22 protein-coding genes are annotated in these 21,621 nt (G+C 65.2%); 16 read left to right on the forward strand and 6 right to left on the reverse strand.

All coding sequences use genetic code 11. The features are described from left to right. Positions 1 to 38 precede the first annotated feature (38 nt). Together fumC and Mrose_RS01160 are read right to left on the reverse strand one after the other, a co-directional pair. Positions 39 to 1,433 carry a class II fumarate hydratase gene (fumC, locus tag Mrose_RS01155; RefSeq protein WP_119275599.1) on the reverse strand — a complete coding sequence of 465 codons (1,395 nt, stop codon included), beginning with the start codon at positions 1,431 to 1,433 and terminating at the stop codon, positions 39 to 41. Between the two features lie 12 nt (positions 1,434 to 1,445). Continuing rightward, a complete protein-coding gene (locus tag Mrose_RS01160) occupies positions 1,446 to 2,096 on the reverse strand; it encodes an MFS transporter (RefSeq protein WP_245969416.1) in 651 nt (216 codons plus the stop codon). Here Mrose_RS01160 and Mrose_RS01165 point away from each other — a divergent pair. Next, positions 2,088 to 3,071, forward strand: coding sequence for a YpdA family putative bacillithiol disulfide reductase (locus Mrose_RS01165; RefSeq protein WP_119275600.1), 984 nt, complete (start codon positions 2,088 to 2,090; stop codon positions 3,069 to 3,071). The genes Mrose_RS01160 and Mrose_RS01165 overlap by 9 nt on opposite strands. 92 nt (positions 3,072 to 3,163) lie before the next feature. Beyond that, positions 3,164 to 4,351, forward strand: a complete 1,188-nt coding sequence (locus Mrose_RS01170; protein ID WP_119275601.1) for a PQQ-dependent sugar dehydrogenase — start codon at positions 3,164 to 3,166, stop codon at positions 4,349 to 4,351. A gap of 74 nt (positions 4,352 to 4,425) precedes the next feature. Here Mrose_RS01170 and Mrose_RS01175 read toward each other — a convergent pair whose 3' ends face one another. Then, positions 4,426 to 4,689, reverse strand: a complete 264-nt coding sequence (locus Mrose_RS01175; protein ID WP_119275602.1) for a hypothetical protein — start codon at positions 4,687 to 4,689, stop codon at positions 4,426 to 4,428. A 206-nt stretch (positions 4,690 to 4,895) separates the two neighbouring features. Between Mrose_RS01175 and Mrose_RS01180 the strand changes: the two genes are divergently transcribed. The 13 genes from Mrose_RS01180 to cimA all read left to right on the forward strand — a co-directional run bounded on the left by Mrose_RS01180 (position 4,896) and on the right by cimA (position 18,201). Next, positions 4,896 to 5,300 (forward strand): hypothetical protein, encoded by a 405-nt coding sequence (locus tag Mrose_RS01180; RefSeq protein ID WP_147371543.1) that lies wholly within the window; start codon positions 4,896 to 4,898, stop codon positions 5,298 to 5,300. A gap of 147 nt (positions 5,301 to 5,447) precedes the next feature. Next, positions 5,448 to 6,716: an ABC transporter substrate-binding protein gene (locus Mrose_RS01185; RefSeq protein WP_119275604.1), complete on the forward strand. Its 1,269-nt coding sequence runs from the start codon at positions 5,448 to 5,450 to the stop codon at positions 6,714 to 6,716. 64 nt (positions 6,717 to 6,780) lie between these two features. Next, positions 6,781 to 7,695: a carbohydrate ABC transporter permease gene (locus tag Mrose_RS01190; RefSeq protein WP_119275605.1), complete on the forward strand. Its 915-nt coding sequence runs from the start codon at positions 6,781 to 6,783 to the stop codon at positions 7,693 to 7,695. 36 nt (positions 7,696 to 7,731) lie between these two features. Beyond that, positions 7,732 to 8,559, forward strand: a complete 828-nt coding sequence (locus tag Mrose_RS01195) for a carbohydrate ABC transporter permease (RefSeq protein WP_119275606.1) — start codon at positions 7,732 to 7,734, stop codon at positions 8,557 to 8,559. Positions 8,560 to 8,570: 11 nt separating this feature from the next. After that, positions 8,571 to 9,548: a Gfo/Idh/MocA family protein gene (locus Mrose_RS01200; protein WP_119275607.1), complete on the forward strand. Its 978-nt coding sequence runs from the start codon at positions 8,571 to 8,573 to the stop codon at positions 9,546 to 9,548. Between the two features lie 7 nt (positions 9,549 to 9,555). After that, positions 9,556 to 10,548, forward strand: coding sequence for a Gfo/Idh/MocA family protein (locus Mrose_RS01205; RefSeq protein WP_119275608.1), 993 nt, complete (start codon positions 9,556 to 9,558; stop codon positions 10,546 to 10,548). Positions 10,549 to 10,780: 232 nt separating this feature from the next. After that, positions 10,781 to 12,469, forward strand: coding sequence for a biosynthetic-type acetolactate synthase large subunit (gene ilvB / locus Mrose_RS01210; protein ID WP_119275609.1), 1,689 nt, complete (start codon positions 10,781 to 10,783; stop codon positions 12,467 to 12,469). Positions 12,470 to 12,488: 19 nt separating this feature from the next. Further along, entirely contained in the window at positions 12,489 to 13,001 is a 513-nt protein-coding gene (gene ilvN, locus Mrose_RS01215) for an acetolactate synthase small subunit (RefSeq protein WP_119275610.1), read from the forward strand. A 64-nt stretch (positions 13,002 to 13,065) separates the two neighbouring features. Then, positions 13,066 to 14,085: a ketol-acid reductoisomerase gene (gene ilvC / locus Mrose_RS01220; RefSeq protein WP_119275611.1), complete on the forward strand. Its 1,020-nt coding sequence runs from the start codon at positions 13,066 to 13,068 to the stop codon at positions 14,083 to 14,085. A gap of 89 nt (positions 14,086 to 14,174) precedes the next feature. Then, positions 14,175 to 15,734 carry a 2-isopropylmalate synthase gene (locus Mrose_RS01225; protein ID WP_119275612.1) on the forward strand — a complete coding sequence of 520 codons (1,560 nt, stop codon included), beginning with the start codon at positions 14,175 to 14,177 and terminating at the stop codon, positions 15,732 to 15,734. A gap of 72 nt (positions 15,735 to 15,806) precedes the next feature. Continuing rightward, positions 15,807 to 16,100, forward strand: coding sequence for an antibiotic biosynthesis monooxygenase family protein (locus Mrose_RS01230; RefSeq protein WP_027892711.1), 294 nt, complete (start codon positions 15,807 to 15,809; stop codon positions 16,098 to 16,100). Continuing rightward, positions 16,073 to 16,618, forward strand: coding sequence for a GNAT family N-acetyltransferase (locus Mrose_RS01235; protein WP_119275613.1), 546 nt, complete (start codon positions 16,073 to 16,075; stop codon positions 16,616 to 16,618). The genes Mrose_RS01230 and Mrose_RS01235 overlap by 28 nt, the downstream gene beginning before the upstream one ends. Beyond that, positions 16,615 to 18,201 (forward strand): citramalate synthase, encoded by a 1,587-nt coding sequence (cimA, locus tag Mrose_RS01240; RefSeq protein ID WP_119275614.1) that lies wholly within the window; start codon positions 16,615 to 16,617, stop codon positions 18,199 to 18,201. Before Mrose_RS01235 ends, cimA begins: the two co-directional genes overlap by 4 nt. Here the strand turns inward: cimA and Mrose_RS01245 are convergent. From Mrose_RS01245 to scpB, 3 genes are read right to left on the reverse strand one after another with little or no spacing between them, the layout of a single operon-like run. Continuing rightward, the gene (locus tag Mrose_RS01245) at positions 18,198 to 18,917 is read right to left on the reverse strand and encodes a WecB/TagA/CpsF family glycosyltransferase (RefSeq protein WP_119275615.1); all 720 of its coding nucleotides are present in this window, start codon (positions 18,915 to 18,917) and stop codon (positions 18,198 to 18,200) included. The two genes, cimA and Mrose_RS01245, sit on opposite strands and share 4 nt — an antisense overlap. Then, positions 18,917 to 19,657, reverse strand: a complete 741-nt coding sequence (locus Mrose_RS01250) for a 2-phosphosulfolactate phosphatase (protein ID WP_119275616.1) — start codon at positions 19,655 to 19,657, stop codon at positions 18,917 to 18,919. The genes Mrose_RS01245 and Mrose_RS01250 overlap by 1 nt, the downstream gene beginning before the upstream one ends. Before the next feature lie 34 nt (positions 19,658 to 19,691). Next, positions 19,692 to 20,210: an SMC-Scp complex subunit ScpB gene (scpB, locus tag Mrose_RS01255; RefSeq protein ID WP_119275661.1), complete on the reverse strand. Its 519-nt coding sequence runs from the start codon at positions 20,208 to 20,210 to the stop codon at positions 19,692 to 19,694. Positions 20,211 to 20,272: 62 nt separating this feature from the next. Between scpB and pilC the strand changes: the two genes are divergently transcribed. Further along, complete coding sequence (gene pilC, locus Mrose_RS01260; RefSeq protein WP_119275617.1) at positions 20,273 to 21,493, forward strand: type IV pilus assembly protein PilC; 1,221 nt, start codon at positions 20,273 to 20,275, stop codon at positions 21,491 to 21,493. Positions 21,494 to 21,621 lie beyond the last annotated feature (128 nt).

Here is a 21,621-nt window from a genome sequence, read left to right on the forward strand (position 1 = left end):
AAAGTCCTGGCTACCCTATCCCCCCCATACCCTGTACCCTAGCTCGGCCTCGTCATCTCCATGGGCACCACCCAGCGGTCGAACTCTTCTTCACTCAAGTAGCCCAGCGCTAAGGCTGCTTCCTTGAGGCTGGTTCCCTCCTTGTGGGCCTTCTTGGCGATAGCGGCGGCCTTGTCGTAGCCGATGTGGCGGTTGAGCGCCGTGACGAGCATCAGGTTCTTCTCCAGGTTCTCCCGGATGCGGGGGAGGTTGGGCTCGAGGCCCACCGCACAGTGGTCGTTGAAGGCGAGGCAGGCGTCACCCAGGAGCTGGATGCTGGTGAGGACGTTGTAGACCATTACCGGCTTGAACACGTTGAGCTGGAAGTTGCCCTGGCTGCCGGCGAAGGCCACCGCCGCGTCGTTGCCATAGACTTGTACGCACACCATGGTCAGGGCCTCGCTCTGGGTGGGGTTGACCTTGCCGGGCATGATGGAGGAGCCGGGCTCGTTCTCGGGGATGAGCAGCTCTCCGATGCCGTTGCGCGGTCCCGAGGCCAGCCAGCGCACGTCGTTGGCCATCTTCATCAGGGCCCCAGCCAGGGTGCGCAAAGCGGCGCTGGTGGTCACCAGGGCGTCGTGGGCCGCGAGCGCGGCGAACTTGTTGGGGGCCGAGACGAAGGGAAAGCCGGTCTCTTTGGCGATGTAGGCCGCGCAGAGGTCGCCAAACTTGGGGTGGGCGTTGAGCCCCGTGCCCACCGCCGTCCCCCCGATGGCCAGCTCATAGAGCCCCTGCTCGGCGTGGCGGACTTGCTCGAGGCAGTAGTCGATTTGCGCGACCCAGCTGCCGATCTCCTGGCCCAGGGTGATGGGGGTGGCGTCTTGCAGGTGGGTGCGGCCCACCTTGACGACGTCCTTGTAGGCCTCGGCCTTGGCCGCTAGGGTGTCGCGCAGCTTCTTCACGTTGGGGTAGAGCTGGCGGTGCAACTCTTCCACCACCGCGATGTGCATGGCGGTGGGGAAGGTGTCGTTGGAGCTTTGCCCTCGGTTGACGTGGTCGTTGGGGTGGATGGGGTCCTTGGAGCCCAGCACCCCGCCCGCCAGCTCGATGGCGCGGTTGGCGATGACCTCGTTGGCGTTCATGTTGCTCTGGGTGCCCGAGCCGGTCTGGAAGACCACCAGCGGGAAGTGCTCGTCAAGCTTCCCCGCGATCACCTCCTCGGCAGCGCGCACGATCAGCTCAGCCTTCTCACGCGGCAACTCGCCCAGCTCGGCGTTGGCCAGAGCGGCACTTTTCTTGAGGATTCCCAGGGCTCGGATTATGCTCCTGGGCATCTTGAAGCGCTCGGTGCCGATGGGAAAGTTCTGCAAGGACCGCTGGGTCTGGGCCCCCCAGTAGCGGCTGGACTCGACCTGGATCTCGCCCATGGTGTCTTTTTCGATGCGGTAGCTCATGGCTTTGCTATTTTACCGGCTGGGCCGGGGGGCGAGACGACGCAGCGCGCGGTAGGCAATCCCTAAGCCCAGCGCCACGCAGAAGGCCCCGGCGAAGAAGGGGGCACCGGGCAGCTCTACCACCGCCTGCGACCCGGTGAAGCGGCTGAAGAGGTAGGTGCCCGCCACCGGGCCCACGACGCCCATCAGGCTGCCGATAGTCGCCAAGGCGCCTTGCACGGCCCCTTGCTCGTCGGGCCGGACGCTGCGGCTGATGAGGGCCTGCAGCGCGGGCTCGTCCACCGCGCCCAGCGTGGTAACCGCCAGCACCACGAAGAGCATCCAGGGGGCGCTGGCGAGGCCGTAGAGCACGAGGCTGAGCGCGCTCACGACCAGGCCCAGCACGACGGCCTGCCGTTCTCCCAGCCTCGGAACCAGCCAGGGCACCACCAGCCCTTGCCCCAGGGCGGTCATCAGCCCGAAGGCCGCCAGGGTGAGGCCGTTCTCGGCGGGGCCAAAGCCGTAGCGGTAGGCGACGTAGGGGATCCACACCGCGACCAGCATGTTCATCGCCAGGCTGTTGAGCAGGATGGCCCAGGCCAGCGAGCGCAGCAGCGGGTACCGGGCCAGGGCAGCCAGCGCCCCGAATAAGCTCGGCCCTGTAGCATGGGGGGCATGTGGGATCTGATCATCGTGGGTGCAGGTCCGGTGGGTCTTTCCGCCGCCATCGAGGCCCGGCGGGCTGGCCTGCGGGCGCTGGTGCTGGAAAAGGGCACCCTGCTCAACACCATCCGCCGCTGGCCGGTGGAGACGGTTTTTTTCAGCGAGGCCAGGAACCTCGAGATCGGCGGGCACCCTTTCCCCTCGCTCGCGCCCAAGCCCACCCGCCGGGAAGCCTTGGTCTATTACCGCCGGGTGGCCGAGGTGGAGGGGCTGGAGGTGCATACCTACACCGAGGTGACGGGCATCGGCGGCTCTGAGGGGAATTTTAGCGTTCGGTACAGGAGCCGTGAGGGGGAGGGCAGCCTCGAGGCTCGCTTCGTGCTGGTGGCTACGGGCTACTACGACAACCCCAACCGGCTGGGGGTGCCCGGCGAGCACCTGCCCCACGTGCGTTATGGCATCGAGGAGACCATAAGCTACTGGCAGCAGGAAGTGGTGGTGATCGGGGGTTCCAACAGTGCCGTCGAGGCCGCGCTGGAGCTCTACCGGGGAGGGGCCAGGGTCACGGTGGTCCACCACGAGGCGGAGATTCGCCCCAGGGTCAAGTACTGGCTCAAACCCGACTTCGACAACCGGGTCAAGGAGGGCTCGATCCGGCTATTGCTTGGGGCGAGGGTGAGGGAGATCGGCCTGCGCAGCCTCACCGTCGAGCGGCCTGGGGGCCTCCAGACCCTCCCCGCCGACTTCGTGATCGTGCACATCGGCTACCGGGCGACGGATGGCCTGCTGCGCCAGGCGGGTGTCCGCTTCGACGAGCAGAGCGATCAGCCCGTGCTTTCCGAGGCCTTCGAGACCTCGCTGCGGGGACTGTTCGTGGCCGGTTCCGCTGGCTTCGGCCCAGATACCCGCACCGTGTTCATCGAGAATGGCCGCGAACACGCCAGGGTGGCGGCGGCGGAAATCGTCCGCCGGCTCGAGCCCGCCGCCCACCCCTGATTTTGGTGAAGGGAAATTCATGCAGCCCTACTGCTCTGGAAGCTGCCGAGGGGTAAACCTAAGCCAGGAGCACGAGGGAGGGCTGAGCGCGCATGAACCGCATGGTTGCACTGGGCTTGTTGTTATTGCTGGCTGCCGGATGTAAGACCGATCAAGGGCAGCCTCCGGCTATCAGCTACAAGATCGAGCTGGTCAAGGACGTGAACGCCGGGGTCATCTGGAGCCTCAACTTCGGCCCCGACGGCAGACTCTACTTCACCGACCGCGACCAGCCCAGCGTCGAGCTCTCGGCCCTCGACCTGGCTTCCGGCAACGTCACCACCTATGCCTCCTCGGCGGTGGTGCGCGATGAGGGGGAGGGGGGCGTGCTGGGCCTCGAGCTCGACCCCAACTTCGCCGCCAACAAGAAGGTCTACATTTGCTACTCCTACTGGAAAGACGGCGATTCCAGCGCCGAGGACAACGCCCGCAACCGCGTCTCGAGCTTCGTGATCTCGGGCTCTGGCCTCACCGGCGAGGTCAAGCTCTTCGACGACATGCTGGGTTGGTGGAACCACAACGGTTGCCGGGTGCTGCTCTCGCCCGACAAGAAATACCTCTTCATCACCATGGGCGACGCTGCCGGGGCCCCCTCCAACGTCCCTGGCGAGCCTGGCGACAGCCAGAAGGCCCAGAGCAAGAAGCTGCTGGCCGGGAAGATCTTCCGCGTCCACCTCGACGGCTCTATCCCCACCGACAACCCCTTCTACAACGACCCCGAGGTGCCGGGGCAGGCCAAGGCCATATGGACGCTGGGCCACCGCAACCCCCAGGGCCTAGCCTTCCAACCCGCCACCGGCAAGCTGTGGTCCACCGAGCACGGTCCCGACAAAAAGGACGAGCTCAACCTGATCAAGCCTGGGTACAACTACGGCTGGCCCGACTGCATGGGCACAGAAATAGCCCCCTGCGACCGGCCCGACCGCCAGCCCTACCAGCCCGCCACCAAGGAGTACTACTCCAATAGCACCATAGCCATCTCCGACATGACCTTCTACAACGCCGACACCTTCTTGGCCTGGAAGGGTAGCCTCTTCTTCGTCACCCTCAAGACCGGGCGCATGTACCGCCTCGAGCTCAGCGGCGAAAGTCTCGCCAAGGAGGAGCTGATCATCGGCAATCTAAACGATCAGGCCGGTCCTTATGGCCGCCTGCGCGACGTGACGGTAGGCCCCGACGGCTTCATCTACTTCTCCACCGACGACAGCAAGATTTACCGCATCGTACCGGATAGCCAGTAGGCGCTGATGGCTAATCGCAAAATGCCAAATGTTGGGGCGCACCGCGGTGCGCCCTGTCTACGGTGTTCGCCCGGCTACTGCTCGGCAGCTAGGTGTGGGGGCTGTTGCTGTTGGCTCGAGCGGCCCTCCTTGGGGGGGAACTGCTTGAGGATGACCGCCACTGCCGCGACGATCTGCCCGGCGAACATGACGACTCCGGCTATCAGCCGCACCGTGTCTGTTCCGCCCTGAAGGGTGAGCAGCAGACCGACCACCCCCACGAACCACAGGAGCGTGCCCGTGGCAAACACCGAGTAGACGGTTCGCACGTGTTTATCGATATGGGTATTTCTGCGCATGAACCACCTCCTCGGGTCAAGGGTAGCAGGTCGCACGGATGCTCTCGGTTCAAAACCTTGTCCCCAACGTTACTGACTCGAGGGGCGGGGCGTGGGCTGGAGGTAACGCGGGGTCACACCGGGGCTTTTTCCGAAACCATTCTGTTATATGCTGATCGTAAGCTATAAATTTATTTCTTAGCAGATCGGGGGCTATGGTGTGGCCCATGGCGGTACTGCGCTTCGATCGGGGAACCTTGCTGCTCGAGGGTTTTTCGGGTGCGCCACCCCCGCCCTTCGAGTTCAATCCCCGCGTGGGGGCGTACCGCGCTCCGGCCATCAGTTACTCCCGTGTGATCTGGGCCTTGCGGGGGCAAATCCGCGAAAACCGGGCCCCGGCCTACCGCCTGGGCCTCACCCCCGAGCGGGCCGAGTACCGCATCGAGTGCGTCTACGTAGATCTCAGCCTGGCTATCTCCAAGCGACTGAAGGTCAGCCGCGACGACCTGGGGGGCATCCCCGGACCCATCGCTTCAAGGGGTAGCTCGAGCCCAGGGTGGTGCTGGAGGCTCACGCGGGCCAAGCTTGATTCTGGAGGTGCTCGGCAAGGCGTAACGTTTTATCTATGTTGACTCCTCTTGACAAAACTTTACTTCAAGCACTAGCTTCTTGGGTAGAGCCATATTTCAGGAGGAGCCACCCATGTCCAAGGCTGTCGTGCGGGTGTGGCAGGCGAGGCTGGCTGGCATCGGCCCTGGAGTCTGCTTCGGAGGTGAAGTATGCGTAAGTGGCTGGTTTTGGCATTTCTGGCGATTGGAACCATGGGCTCTGCCCTGGCTCAGGGCAAGGTGCGGCTGACCATCGAGAGCTGGCGCAACGACGACCTGAAGATTTGGCAGGAGACCATTCTGCCCGCCTTCATGAAGAAATACCCCAACATCGAGGTGGTCTTCGCGCCCACCGCGCCCACCGAGTACAACGCGGTGCTCGATACCAAGCTCAAGGCCGGGACCGCCGGAGACCTCATCACCTGCCGCCCCTTCGACAAGAGCCTCGAGCTCTTCAACGCCAAGCAACTCGACAGCCTCAACGACCTGCCGGGCATGAGCAACTTCTCCGAGGTGGCCAAAGCCGCCTGGAGCACCGACGACGGCAAGACCACCTTCTGCGTGCCCATGGCCTCGGTGATCCACGGCTTCCTCTACAACCGGGCCATCTTCCGCGAGCTGGGCCTGCAGGTGCCCACCACTGAGGCTCAGTTCCTGCAGGTGCTCCAGCGCATCCAGCAAAGCGGCAAGTACAGCCCGCTGGTCATGGGCACCAAGGACCAATGGGAGTCGGCCACCATGGGCTATCAGAACATCGGCCCTACCCTCTGGAAAGGGGAGGCCGGGCGCAAGGGTCTGATCAATGGGACCCAGCAGTACAACAAGGGCGGCTTCCTGCAAGCCTTCGAAGCGCTGGCCAAGTGGCGACCCTTCCTGCCCAGGGGCTACCAGGCCCTGGCCTACCCCGACGCGCAGAACCTCTTCGCCCAGGGGCGCGGGGCGATCTACCCCGCCGGTTCGTGGGACATCGGCGTCTTCCGCCAGATGAACCCCCGGCTCGAGCTCGGCGCCTTCAAGCCTTACACCTTCCCCAACCTGGGGGCCAGCCAATGCGTCATCAACGACCACCCCGACATTGCCATCGGCCTGAACTCGGCCAGCAAGAACAAGGAAGCTGCCCGCACCTTCCTCTCCTGGGTGGCCTCTGACGAGTTCGCCCAGCTCTACGCCAACGCCCTGCCCGGCTTCTTCCCCCTGGCCAACGTGAGCTACACCGTCTCCGACCCCGTAGCACAGGAGTTCCTGAACTGGCGCAAGCAATGCCAGGCTTCCTTCCGCACGGCCTACCAGATCCTCTCCCGCAACCCCAACCCCAACAACGAGAACGATCTGTGGAACGCCTCGGCGCAGGTTCTCAACGGCACCATGACCCCCAAGCAGGCTGCCGACTACGTGCAGTCGCGGCTGGCCTCCTGGTACGGGCCACAAAAGGGCAAGTAGCCCGGCAGTTCAGGCGGGGGCGCGGGCTTTTGCGCCCCCGCAGTGCTCAAAGGGCTCCATCCCCATGAAGCGCAGACCCTTCCCCTGGCACATCGTGGTCTTTCTCGCCCCGGCAGTCTTCGTCTACACGCTGTTCATGGTCTACCCGCTGGTCGGATCGCTGGCCCTTTCGCTGCAAAACAAGACCCAAAGCGGCGTGGAGGTGTTCGTCGGCCTGCAAAACTACCTGGCCCTGTTCACCAGCGAAAACTGGGCCCAGCCCTTCTGGAACGCCTTCTGGAACAATGTGGAGTTCTTTGCTTACCACATGCTCATCCAGAACCCCGTGGGCCTGTTCCTGGCGGTGCTGCTGGCCTCGAGGATTCGCGGGGCCTGGCTCTACCGCACCGTCATCTTCACACCCACCATCCTGTCGGTGGTGATCGTCGGCTTCGCCTGGAAGCTCATCCTCAACCCGGCCTGGGGCATCTCGCAGGGCATTCTCGACCTCCTCGGATTGGGCCACCTCAACCAGCCCTGGCTGGGCCTCGAGTCCACCGCCTTGCCCACCCTTTCACTGATTTCCGTATGGCAAAACATCGGCATCCCCATGATGCTCTTCCTGGCGGCGCTCATCCGCATCCCCGACGAGCTCATCGAGGCGGCGCGGGTGGACGGGGCGGGGGCGTGGACGGTGTTCTGGCGCATTCAGCTCCCGCTGATCCTGCCCACGGCGGGCATCGTGGCGGTGCTGACCTTCGTGGGCAACTTCAACGCCTTCGACCTGATCTACGCCACCCAAGGTGCCTTGGCCGGACCCAACTTCGCCAGCGACATCCTGGGAACCTTCTTCTTCCGCACTTTCTTCGGCTACCAGCTCCAGCCTGGCGACCCCTACATGGGAGCCACGGTGGCCGGGGTGATGCTCCTGATCATCCTCAGTGGCGTGCTGGTCTACCTCTTCGCCTGGCAGCGCCGATTGCAGAACATCCAGTTTTAGGAGAAGCGCCATGAGCCAAGTGCCCAGGAGGCTTGCATGACCCGCAACTGGCTGGGAGTGCTGGGCGTGCACCTCGCCCTAGTCGTCTACTCGCTGCTGGCGCTGTTTCCAGTGCTGCTGGTCATCCTCAACGCCTTCAAGGACCGGCTGACGATCTTCAGCGCGCCCTACGCTCTGCCCAACGCCCAGACCTTTACCCTCGAGGGCTTCCGCACCCTGCAATCCACCGCCAACTTCCCTGCCTACTTCCTCAACAGCCTCATCGTCACGGTGGGGGCTCTGGCGCTGATGATTTTGCTGAGCTCGATGGCTGCCTTCGCTCTGGCAGAATACAGCTTCCGCCTCAACAACCTCATCGGCTTGTACTTGTCCATCGGGATCATGGTGCCCATCCGCCTGGGCACCGTGGGCATCTTGCAACTGGCCAAGGACCTCGAGCTGGTCAATACCCTGTGGATCCTGATCCTGGTTTACACCGCCCAGGGCATCCCGCTGGCGGTGTTCGTGCTCTCGTCGTTCATGCGCCAGTTGCCCAAGGACCTCAAAGACGCTGCCCGCATTGACGGGGCCAGCGAATACCGCATCTACTGGCTCACCCTGCCCCTGATTCGTCCGGCCATCGGCTCGGTGCTGGCCATCTCGATGATCCCCATCTGGAACGACCTGTGGTTCCCGCTCATCCTCGCTCCTGGCGAGGCCACCAAGACCGTGGTGCTGGGGGCCAGCGTGTTTTTGGGCCAGTTCGTCAACGACTACAACGCGGTGCTGGCGGCTTTAACCCTGGCCATCGTGCCGGCGGTGCTGCTGTACTTCGTCTTCTCGCAGCAACTGATCCGGGGCATCACCTCGGGGGCGGTGAAGTGAAGGGAGGTTCAATGCGCGTAGGAATCGTGGGAAGCGGGGTGATGGCCGAGGTTCACGCGGCGGGCTGGCGCAGCACGGGGGCCGAGCTGGTGGGCTGCACTTCGGCCCATCTCGAGCAAGCCGCCCGGCTGGCCGAGCGGTTCGGCTTCGAGGTGTATCCGAGCTATGGTGAGCTGCTAAAGGCCGTGGACATCGTGGACATCTGCGTGCCCACCCACCTGCACAAGGCCATGGTGTTGCAGGCGGCTGGGGCCGGGAAGCACGTGATCTGTGAGAAGCCCATCGCCCTGAGCGTGCGAGACGGCCAGGAGATGATCGAGGCCTGCGAGCGGGCCGGGGTGCGCTTTTTCGTGGCCATGGTGGTGCGCTTTTTTCCCCAGTACCGCCTGGCGCGTGAGCTGGTGACCAAGGGCCAGATCGGGAAGCTGGGGGTGATGCGGCTCAAACGGGTCTCGTATCCGCCCCAAAAATCCGACGACAACTGGTACTTCGACGAAGCGCGCTCGGGCGGGATGGTGGTGGACCTGATGATCCACGACTTCGACTACGCCCGCTGGCTGGGTGGCGAGGTCGAGCGGGTCTTCGCCCGGCTCTCCCGCAGCGCCGACGGCGTGGGGCGATACGCTCAGGTCATCCTGCGCTTCAAGTCGGGGCCGATGGCGCTCATCGAAGGGGGATGGGCCTACCCGCCGGGGGTGTTCCGCACCGCGCTCGACCTCGCGGGCACGGACGGCCTCATTGAGTGGAGTTCCGACGAGCATGGCCCCGTGCGAAGCTTTGTGCTGCACAGGCCAGGTGAGGCAGCCTCAGTGGGCTTGCCGGTGGCGGGGCTGGCCGAAGACCCCTACGCCCTCGAGCTCCAGCACGCTTACCGCTGCATCCAGACCGGCGCGCCCTTCGAGGTGAGCGCTCAGGACGGCCTCGAGGCCCTGCGCCTGGCCCTGGCCGCCAGGGAATCCATCGCCACCGGAAAGCCCGTCTCGCTGTGAGGACGACATGCGCATTGGCATCTTGAGTTTCGCTCACCTGCACGCCGAAGGCTATCAGGCCCACCTCAAAAACATGCCGGGGGTCGAACTGGTCGGTTTTTCTCACGAAAACGCGGAGGAAGCCAAGCACTTCGCCCACGAATACGGCCTGAAGTGCTTTCCCCGCCACCAGGACCTGCTGGCCGAGGGGCTGGACGGGGTGATCGTGTGCTCGGAGAACGCGCGCCACCTTGAGCTCGTTGAGCTAGCCGCCCAGGCCGGGTGCCACATCCTGTGCGAGAAGCCCATCGAGACCGATCTCGCCGACGCCTTGGCCATGCAGGCCGCCTGCGAAGCCAACGGGGTTCGCTTCATGACCGCTTTCCCCATGCGCTTCGCTCCCTCGGTGCAGGCGGTGCGTAGGGCTATCCAGGAGGGCCGCTTAGGCCGCGTCCTGGGGGTCAACGGCGTCAACCACAGCGAGATCCCCAGGGCTCACCGGGCCTGGTTCGCCGAGAGGGAACTGGCCGGAGGGGGCGCAGCGATGGACCACATCGTCCACCTGGCCGACCTGCTGCGCTGGTACTTCGACGCCGAGATCACCGGGGTCTACGCCGAGCTGGACAACCTCTTCTACCCTGGCGAGGTGGACGTGGACACCGCTGGGCTCCTGCTGGTGTCGCTTTCCAACGGGGTTCAGGCCAGCATTGACTGTAGCTGGAGCCGCCCTACCTGGTATCCGCGCTGGGGCCACCTCAAGATGGAGGTGGTGGGGGAGGGGGGCGCGGTGGTGCTGGACGCTTTCGCCCAGCACCTCACGCTCTACGCGCGCCATGGACCGCGCCCGGTGAGCTGGGTGGGCTTCGGCTCCGACCCTAACCGGGCCATGCTCGAGGAGTTCATCGCCAGCATCCGCGAGCGCCGGCAACCCAGCGTGACCTGGAACGACGGCTTCCAGGCGCTGCGGGTGGCCCTGGCGGCTTACGAGTCCTCCAAAAGCCGCTCGGTGGTGGCGTTGTAGCGGCTCCTGCGGCGTGGAAGCCGCGCCGGTCTCGAGCCAGGTGGTTGACACGGTATACCAAAGCCCCTTAGACTCACAGACGAGATGCCTGAGAGCCTCACCCTAACCCTAGTCGTAGTAGGCCTAGTAATTATCGGGTCTACGGGGGATAGGGTGTAGCTATACGACCTACGAGCGCATCGCAAACCCCCGGATACCAGCCGGGGGAAGTTTTTTTTGAAGGGGAGTGGGTATGAACGGAGCGGCGGCAATCCTCAAAGCGTTGGAAAAACAAGGGGTGAACATCATCTTCGGGCATCCAGGGGGCACCATCATGCCCACCTACGATGCCCTCTACGATTCTCCCATCCGGCACATCCTGGTGCGGCACGAGCAGGGCGGGGTCCACGCCGCTACCGCCTACGCCCGCGCCAGCGGCAAGGTGGGCGTGGTGATGGCGACCTCGGGGCCGGGGGCGCTGAACCTGGTCACCGGGCTGCAGGACGCCCTAATGGACTCCACCGCCGTGGTAGCCATCACGGGCAACGTGCCGCAGGCGCTCATCGGCACCGATGCCTTCCAGGAGGCCGACGTGTGCGGCATCACCCAGCCCGTCACCAAGCACAACTTCCAGATCCGCGACGTGCGCGACATCCCTCGCGTCATCGCCGAGGCCTTCTACATCGCCTCCACAGGCCGCCCTGGGCCGGTGCTCGTTGACGTCCCCAAGGACGTGCAACTCGCGCCCTTCAGCGGCAGCTTCGACGTCGAGATCGACCTTCCCGGCTACAAGCCTACCTTCAAGGGGCATCCCCGCCAGATCGAGCGGGCCCTCGAGGCGCTCGCGAAAGCCAAAAAACCCGTCCTGATGGTGGGCGGCGGGGCCCAGCACGCCTCGGCTGAAGTCATCGAGTTCGCCGAGAAGTCGGGCATCCCGGTGATCCCCACGTTGATGGGGCTGGGGGCCTTTCCCGGCACCCACCGGCAGTTTCTGGGGATGCCCGGCATGCACGGCTCGGTGGCGGCCAACTGGGCCATTCACAACGCCGATACCATCCTGGCCATCGGCCTGCGCTTCGACGACCGCGTGACCGGCAAGGTTTCGCGCTTTGCTCCCAACGCCCACACCATCATCCACGTCGATATCGACCCCGCTGAGATCGGCAAGCTGGTGAGCACCGCCATCCCGGTGGTAGGCGACGCCAAGTGGGTGGCCGCTGAGCTGGCCAAGGGAGCCAGGAAGCTCTCCATCGCCGAGTGGTGGCAGCAGGTGGACGAGTGGCGCACCAAGCACCCCTTTGGCTGGAACTCCAAGCCCTACCTGCAAAGCCAGGAGGTCATCCACGCCTTCTGGGAGGCCACCGGGGGCAAGGCCATCGTGACGTCGGGGGTGGGGCAGCACCAGATGTTCACCGCGCAGTTCTTCAAGTTCGACAAGCCCCGCTCCTGGATCAACTCCGGCGGGCTGGGCACGATGGGGGTGGGTCTGCCCTTCGCCATCGGCGCGGCGCTGGCGAGGCCCGGCGAGACCGTCATCGACTTCGACGGCGACGGCTCCTTCCAGATGACCTTGCAGGAGCTGGCGACGGTGAAGAAGTACAACCTCCCCGTCAAGATCGTCATCCTCAACAACGGGTTTTTGGGCATGGTGCGGCAATGGCAGGACCTCTTCCACGCCAGGCGCTACAGCGAGGTCTACCTCGCCGACTCCAACCCCGACTTCGCCAAGCTGGCCGAGGCCTATGGCATCAAGGGGCTCACCCTCAGCGACAGGGGCAAGCTGGCCGAGACGGTGAAGGAGGTGCTGGAGCACGAGGGCCCGGTGCTGCTCGACTGCCGCGTGCACCACGAGGAAGGCGTGTTCCCCATGATTCCTTCGGGTGGGGCCGCCGAGGACATGATCATCGAGAACCCGCGCGAGGCGGTGGAGGCCGGTGATTGACCGGTAGACAGGAGAATTCATGCGACACGTGGTTTCCGTTTTGGTCCAAGACAAGCCCGGCGTCCTGCAACGCATCGCAGGCCTGATCGCCCGCCGGGGCTTCAACATCGAGTCGCTGGCGGTGGGCCGCACCCACCAGGAGGGGCTTTCGCGCATCTCGCTGGTGGTGACGGGCGACGACCGGGTGCTCGAGCAGGTCGAGAAGCAGCTCAACCGCCTGATCGAGGTCATCAAGGTCACCGACCACTCTGAGCCCCACGTCGAGCGCGAGCTGGCGCTGGTCAAGGTGGCGGTGCCGGGCATGGAGGAGCGGCTGGAGATCAAGGATATCGCCGAGGCTTTCCGCGCCCGCATCGTGGACGTGGCGCGAAAGTCCATCATCTTCGAGCTCACCGGCGACTCGAGCAAGGTGCACAACTTCATCGAGGCCATGCGGCCTTATGGCCTCCTGGAGGTCATGCGTACCGGCGCGGTCGCGCTCTCGCGCGGCGAGCAGGTCTTGAAGGTACGCGAGAAGAAACCGGCGGTGTAGGGCAGGCCTCTGGGTCTGCCTTTTCATTGCAAAGACGCAGCGGTATACGAAAGGGAGCAAGCACATGAAGATCTATTACGATTCCGACGCAGACATCGGCTTCATCAAGGACAAGACCGTGGCCATCCTGGGCTTCGGCTCGCAGGGCCACGCCCACGCGCTAAACCTGCGCGACTCCGGCATCAAGGTAGTCGTGGGCCTGCGGCCCGGCAGCCGCAACGAGGCCAAGGCCAGGGGGGCGGGGCTCGAGGTGCTCCCTGTAGCCGAAGCGGTGCGGAAGGCCGACGTGGTGATGGTCCTGCTGCCCGACGAAACCCAGGGCAAGGTCTACCGCGAGGAGATCGAGCCGGGCCTCAAGGAGGGCGCAGCATTGGCCTTCGCCCACGGCTTCAACATCCACTTCGGCCAGATCAAGCCCCGGCCCGATCTCGACGTGTGGATGGTGGCCCCCAAGGGCCCCGGCCACCTCGTGCGTAGCGAGTACGAGAAGGGCTCAGGCGTGCCCAGCCTGGTCGCCGTCTACCAAGACGCCTCCGGCTCGGCCCTGCCCACCGCGCTGGCCTACGCCAAGGCCAACGGCGGCACCCGCGCGGGGACCATCCAGACGACCTTCAAGGACGAGACCGAGACCGACCTCTTCGGCGAGCAGACCGTGCTGTGCGGCGGCTTGACCCAGCTCATCGCCGCGGGCTTCGAGACGCTGGTGGAAGCGGGATACCCGCCCGAGATGGCCTACTTCGAGTGCCTGCACGAGGTCAAGCTCATCGTGGACCTGATCTACGAGTCGGGCTTCGCCGGGATGCGCTACTCCATCTCCAACACCGCCGAGTACGGCGACTACACCCGCGGCCCGATGGTGATCAACCGCGAAGAGACCAAGGCCCGCATGCGCGAGGTGCTGCGCCAGATCCAGCAGGGCGAGTTCGCGCGAGAGTGGATGCTGGAGAACCAGGCCGGCCAGCCCGTGCTCAACGCCAACCGCAACTACTGGAAGAACCACCCCATCGAGGTTGTCGGCCCTAAGCTCAGGGCCATGATGCCCTTCCTCAAGTCGCGCTTCAGCAAGGAAGAGGTAGCCCAGTGAATTTGTCGGGGGTCAGGGGTCGAGAGTCGAGGGCCATTCTGAGCCCTAGACCCTGAGCCCCTGACCCTCGACGGAAACCGGAGATTTTTATGCGGCACATCCGAATCTTCGACACCACGCTTCGGGACGGGGAACAATCCCCTGGCGTAGCTCTTTCGCTGCAGCAGAAGCTCGAGATCGCCCACGCCCTGGCCCGCCTTAACGTCGACATCATCGAAGCGGGCTTCCCGGTGAACGGGGCCAGCGAGTTCGAGTGCGTCTCTCGCATCGCCCGCGAGGTGCAGGGGCCGGTGATCTGCGCCCTGGCCCGCACCCACAAGCTCGACATCGAGCGGGCCGCCGCCGCCCTCGAGTCCGCCGAGAAGCGGCGCATCCACGTCTTCACCAGCGCCAGCCGGGTGCACCTGGAGTACATGCTCAAGAAGACCCCTGAGCAGATCATAGAGCTCACCGATGAGATGGTGCGCTACGCCCGCACCTTCACCGATGACGTAGAGTTCAGCGCCCAGGACGTCATGCGGGCCGACTTCGACTTCGTGCTGCGTCTCTACGACACGGCGATTGCCGCCGGGGCCACCACCATCAACATCCCCGACACCACCGGCTACGGCACGCCGCTGGAGTACGGCGCCCTCATCAAGCGCATCCACGACGAGGTGGTGCGCGGGCGCGACGTGCACATCTCCGCCCACTGCCACGACGACTTGGGCATGGCCACCGCCAACAGCCTGGCGGCGGTGGAGAACGGCGCAACCCAGATCGAGTGCACCATCAACGGCATCGGGGAGCGTGCGGGGAACACCGCTTTGGAGGAAGTGGTGATGGCGATCTACACCCGCCGCGACCACTACCAGGCCGAGACCCAGATCAACACCCGCGAGATCTACCGCATCAGCCGCATGGTCGAGCGTTACACCGGCATGGTGGTGCAGCCCAACAAGGCCATCGTGGGCGACAACGCCTTCGCCCACGAGTCGGGCATCCACCAGGACGGGGTGATCAAGAACAAAGAGACCTACGAGATCATGAACGCCGAGCTGGTGGGCCGCGAGGCCGCCGTGCTGGTGCTGGGCAAGCACTCGGGCCGGGCCGCGGTCAAGAAGGCCCTGCACGACCTGGGCTATGAACTCGACGAAAGCCAGATGCAGACCGTCTTCCAGCGCTTCCGCGAGATCGTAGACCGCAAGGGCCCCATCTCTACCGAGGAACTGCGGGCTTTGGTCGAGAGCGAGACCGCGCCCACCGCGCATCTCTTTGCCATCGAGCAGCTTCAGTTCTTCTCTGGTTACGGCATGCTCCCCACGGCCACCGTGCGCCTGAAGACCCCCAAGGGCGAGGTGACCACCACGGCGATTGGGGACGGGCCAGTAGACGCGGTTTACAAGGCGCTTTCCGAGGCCATCGAGATTCAGCCCGAACTCGAGCTCTACCGCGTGGAGGCCGTCACCGGCACCACCGAGGCGCTGGGCGAGGTCACGGTCAAGCTCAAGCTGGGCGAAGTCCTCGCCACCGGCCACGGCATCTCGCCCGACATCATCGAGGCTTCGGCCCGCGCCTACCTCGACGCGGCCAACAAGCTGGTGGCCGGGCAGGCGGCCAAGCACCCGCCGAGCCTGGACGAGGTGCAGATCAAGGGCATCGTGCGCTGAAGGCTTCTTTCAGAATTCGCCGATGGCCGATAGCTGATAGCTGATAGCCGATAGCCGTGGGCAGGAGCGGTGATGGTCCTCGAGTCCGCCTACCTCAGCGTCAAGCCCGGCCAGGAGCCGGAGTTCGAAGCCGCTTTCGCCCGGGCGTCGGCCCTGATCGCCTCGACCTCCGGCTACCGCTGGCACCGGCTGCACCGCACCCTCGAGGACCCCAGCCTCTACCTGCTGCTCGTGGAGTGGGACACGCTCGAGGCCCACACCGTCGGCTTCCGGCAGTCGCCGCGGTATCAGGACTGGAAAAAGCTGCTCCACCACTTTTACGAACCCTTTCCCACCGTATGGCACCACACCCAGGTATACCCGTGACCATCCGCCCGGCCCGCCCCGACGACGCCCCCGCCGTCGCCCGCGTCCACGTGGACTCCTGGCGCGAGACCTACTCAGGTCTGGTCCCCGACGACTTCCTGGCCTCGCTCTCCTACGAGCGGCGCGAGCAGATGTGGCGCAGCGGGCTCGAGCACCCCGGCTGGAAGGGCGTGCTGTTCGTGGCGGAAGACCCCGAACACGGGGTCGTGGGCTTCGTGGCCGGTGGCCCGCCGCAAGAGCCTGATGGGGAGTTTTCCTGCGAGCTGTGGGCCATCTATCTCCTGCGGGCACACCAGGGAAAGGGAACCGGGGGGCAGCTCTTCCGGCGCTTCATGGAGGAGATGGCCCAGGGGGGCCATTCCTCCACGCTGCTGTGGGTGCTGGCCGAGAACCCGACCACGAACTTTTACGAGCACATGGGCGGGGTGAGGGTGCGCGAGAGGGAGATCGAGGTCGGGGGGAAGAAGCTGGTGGAGTGGGCGTACGGCTGGCGCGACCTGAGGGGGAGTGAGGCGTGATCGAAATTCTGGACACCACACTACGAGACGGCACCCAGGGGCAGGCTGTAAGCCTCTCCAGCGACGACAAGGTGGCCATCGCCCGGCGGCTGGCGGCCTTTGGCGTGCCCCTCATCGAGGGCGGCTGGCCGGGGTCGAACCCCAAGGACGCCGAGTTCTTCGCCCGCATGAAGGGCGTGGACCTGGGCCAGACCCGGCTGGTGGCCTTCGGTTCGACCCGGCGCAAGGGGCTGAGGCCACAGGACGACGCTTCGGTGCAGGCCATGCTGGGAGCCCACACCCCGGTGGTCACGGTGGTCGCCAAGTCCTGGGACTTTCACGTCACCGAGGCGCTCGAGGTGAGCCTGGAGGAGAACCTGCGCATGATCGAGGAGACCTACCGCTACCTGGTGAGCCAGGGTCGGCGGGTCATCCACGACGCCGAGCACTTCTTCGACGGCTTCAAGGCCAACCGGGGCTACGCCCTCGCGACGCTCGAGGCCGCCGTGAGGGGCGGGGCCGACACGCTGTGCCTGTGCGACACCAACGGCGGCAGCCTCCCCGAGGAGGTTGCCGAGATCACCCGTATTGTCGTTGAGGCCTTCCCAGGCCTTCGCATCGGCATCCACCCCCACAACGACGGGGAGCTGGCCGTTGCCAACGCCTTGGCCGCCGTGCGGGCGGGGGCGACCCACGTGCAGGGCACCATCAACGGCTATGGGGAGCGCTGCGGCAACCTCAACCTCACCAGCACCATTCCCAACCTCATCCTCAAGTACGGGCTCGAGCTAGAGGGCATCAGCCGGGAGAAGCTCTCGGAACTGCGCGAGGTCTCGCACTACGTGGACGAGCGGGCCAACCTCACGCCCAATCTGCGGGCGCCTTACGTGGGCGACGCGGCTTTTGCCCACAAGGGCGGCATCCACGTCTCGGCGGTGCTCAAGAACCCGCGCACCTACGAGCACGTGCCCCCCGAGGCGGTGGGAAACACAAGACGGGTGCTGGTCTCCGACCTCTCGGGCCGAAGCAACCTGCTGGCCAAGCTGGCCGAGGCCGGGGTTCAGGTGCCCAAGGAGACGGCGGGGGCGCTCTTGGAGGAGGTCAAGCAGCTCGAGCACGCCGGTTACTCCTTCGAGGGCGCCGAGGCGAGCTTCTACCTGCTGGCCCACCGGCTGCGCGGCGGGAAGCTCCCCTTCGAGCTCATGGGTTTCAGCGTCTTCATGCACGCCAACGACGACCGGCCCGACACCCCCACCTGGGCCGAGGCCACGGTGCGGGTGAAGGTGGGGGAGAGCGTGCAGCACACGGCGGGAGAGAGCAAGTTCGGCCCGGTCTCGGCGCTGGACGTAGCCTTCCGCAAGGCGGTGCAGGCCTTCTACCCCGAGATCGGCGAGATCGAGCTCTCCGACTACAAGATGCGCATCCTCAGCGGGCAGGAGAGCGGCACCTCGAGCGGGGTGCGGGTCATGATCGAGATGCACCGCGCCGGCGAGCGCTGGACTACGGTGGGTGCCAGCCGCAACAGCCTCGAGGCCTCGCTCAAGGCCCTCACCGACGGTTATGCTTACGCGCTGGTGAAAGCCCAGCCGGTACCGCAGGATTAGCCATGAGCCCTCTTCGCCGCCCGCACCAGCCGCACGAACTGGATGAGCCGGGGAAAGCGTCCCCAGCGCTTGCGGTCGCCTGCGATGCGCACCAGCCACTCCAGGCCCAGCCGTTGGAATAGCGGGTGTACGCGCCTGACCTCGCCCGAGAGCACGTCCAGCATCCCACCGATGCCGATAGCCACTCTGGCGCCCAGTCGGGCCTTGTTGCGGTGGATGAACAAATCCTGGCGCTCGCCCATGCCCACCAGCAGCAGGTCGGGCCGGGCCTGGGCGATCGCCTCGATCACCGGGGCTTCGTCCTTGAAGTAGCCGTCCTGCACCCCCACCACCTGGATTCCCCAGCGGGCCATGGTGTTCTCGGCGGCTTTCTGGGCCACGCCGGGTCTGGCCCCCAGGAAGAAGACCCGCAATCTGGGGCCGAAGCGCTCGAGCAGGGCCGGGACCAGATCGGCTCCGGTGACGCGCTCTGGCAGCTGCTGCTTGGTCAGCTGGCGCACCGCCCACACGATGCCCACCCCGTCCGCCGTAACCAGCTCGCTCTCCCGTGCAGCCTGCACGAGCTGGGGGTCGCCCTGAGCCCGCACCACGTACTCGGGGTTGAGGGTGATGACCTGATGGGTTCCAGGCGACTCCAGCATCTCCCCGATGCGCTCTACGGCCTGCTCGAGGCTCACCAGGTCCACCGGGAGGCCGAGGATCTCCACCCTTGGCATCATTCCTCCCGGCGACCAAAGCGATAGACCGGACGGTCTTTGCTCAGACCATGCTCTTTCGCCTCGAGCACCCGTACCTCCTTGAGCTCGGGGATCACGTCTTCCACGCCGATCAGACTGGCCAGGGCCAGGTCCTCGCTGCGGCCCATGCGGTAGAGTCGCTGCCCGGCGGCGCTGGTGAAAAGCCCCTCCTGGGGGTCGGGGAAGGCCTTGAGCAGGCTCGAGGCCAGCAGCGCGCCCTCGAGGCGCTCCGCCTTGGCGAGTTGCTGGATGCGCCTAGCCAGAAACCCCGCCGCCAGGATGTTCCCCAGGCTGGGTTCTCCGCTTGCGTCGGAGGCACACACCAGCGCTACTTCCTCGCGGGCGTGGAGGTTGGCTTCCACTACCGCTCTGGCGTTGCGGAAGTAGCCCAGCATTACCCGCGTGTCGGTGGGGGCCAGGGCTTTGCAGAGGGTATAGGCGAAGACGATGGCCCGCTTGTCGCTGAAGTCGATCTTGAGCAGGTCCCGCAGGGAAAGGCTGTGATGGAAGCCCTCGGGGGGGATGCCCTCTTCCTCGCCCAGCAAGACGTCGCCGGGCTGGGCCAGTGACCGAGCCGATCGAACACTCGGCGCAACCCAGACCTCGCGGGCCCCCTGGCCGAGCAAGGCTCCGATCGCGCTGCCGTGAAAAACCGCGACTACGATCATTTGGTCGGCATAACTGTCCTTGTTTCGTTGAAGGTCGACCCGCAAACGCATCACGGCATATTATCAAGAATCGGCGGATAAAGGCTCAGCCACGCAGCAGCAGCACCGGGCCCTCCTCGAGCGGGGGCAGCTCCTTGAGGCTTTCTAGGCCAAAGACCTCCAAAAAGCGCTCGGTGGTGCCGTAGAGCTTGGGTCGGCCTATGGCCTCCTTCTCGCCCACCACCCGGATCAGCTCGCGCTCGAGCAACCCCTCCAGCACCCCGTCCACGCTGCGCCCGCGCACGGCCTCGAGTTCGGCGCGGGTAATGGGTTGCTGGTAGGCCACGATGGCCAGCACCTCCAGCGCGGCCCGCGAAAGCCGGGGGGGATTAGGCCGCAGGACCCGCTCGACGGCATCGAGGTAGCTGGGGTGAACCACCAGCCGCCACCCCCCCGCCACCCGCTCGATCTGCACGCCGATGGGATGCTGAAGGAGCCAGTGCTGCAGGCCCGCCAACTCCCGCAGGATGCTTTCCTCCGGCGCGAGGGAGGAGAGCTCGGCTAGGCCCACCGGACGCCCTGCGGCGAAGAGCACCGCCAGTAACTGTGCCTGCGCTGCGTTCATGGTGTCTTGAGCCAGGTGGAAAACGGACATCTCCTTCCACCGACCCTGGCTATACTACCAGTATGCCTAGCTTCAACTACAAAGCTCGTGATCGTGAGGGACGTCTGATCGCCGCGGTGATCGAAGCCGAGGACATCCGCACGGCTGCCCGCTCCCTTCGTGACAAGGGCTTTTTCGTCGCCGAGATCAAGGAGCAGGGCCGGGGTTTGCAGGCGGAGATCAAGCTCCCTGGGCTCGATCGCGGTCCCAGCCTCAAGGACCTCGCGGTCTTCAGCCGCCAGCTCGCCACCATGCTCTCGGCGGGGCTGCCCATCGTGCAGTCGTTGGCCATCCTCGAGAAGCAGACCGAGAACAAGAAGTTCCGCGAGATCATCAAGGAGATCCGCACCGAGGTAGAAGGCGGGACCACCTTCAGCGACGCGCTTTCCAAGCACAAGCTCTTCTCGCGCTTGTACGTCAACCTGGTCAAGGCCGGGGAGACCTCGGGCACCCTCGACGCGATCCTGGACCGGCTGGCGACCTTCCTGGAGAAAGACCTCGAGCTGCGGGGCAAGATCCGCTCGGCCCTGACCTACCCCACCATCGTCTTCGTCTTTGCCGTCGGCGTGACTTACTTCCTGCTGACCGGGGTGGTTCCCCAGTTCGCCGGGATTCTGACCGGCCTCGGTTCGGAACTGCCCCTGCTGACGCGCCTCCTGATTGCCATCTCCGATGCCCTGCGCGCGGGTACGCCGTTTATCGTCCTCCTGGCCATCGTGGGCTTTTTCGCCTACCGCTCTTACTACCGTACCGAGCAAGGACGCCGGGTGATCGACCGCATCAAGTTGCGGATGCCGGTGTTCGGCAACCTCAACAAGAAGAGCGCCCTAGCCCGCTTCTCGCGCACTTTCGGCCTGCTCATCACCAGCGGCGTCAACATCGTCGAATCGCTCGACATCACCAAGGGCACGGCGGGCAACGCCATCATCGAGGACATCCTCGAGGAGACCAAGACCACCATTCAGGCCGGTGAACCCGTTTATGCGACGATCCAGGCCTACCCCCAGGTCTTCCCCCCCATGGTGGGCTCGATGATCGCCATCGGCGAGGAGACCGGCGCGCTCGACGTGATGCTGCAGAAGATCGGCGACTTCTACGAGCGCGAGGTGGACGAGGCCGTAAGCAGCCTCACCGCCGCCATCGAGCCCATCATGATCGTGTTCTTGGGCGGCGTGGTGGGCCTGATCGTGGCGGGGATGTTCCTGCCGCTGTTCCAGATCATCAACACCCTTTCCAACCAGTAGATGGCTGGAACCTCCTGAAGGCCTCAGAAGCCGTCAGCTGGGAAGGGCCTGTGGAGCGTGCTCAAAGCTTTTTCCCGCTCTACAGGCCAAAAGCTCTAAGCCTTTCTATCGGCTATCGACCATTGGTG

It is taken from the genome of Calidithermus roseus, assembly GCF_003574095.1.
Classification (GTDB): Bacteria; Deinococcota; Deinococci; order Deinococcales; family Thermaceae; genus Calidithermus; species Calidithermus roseus.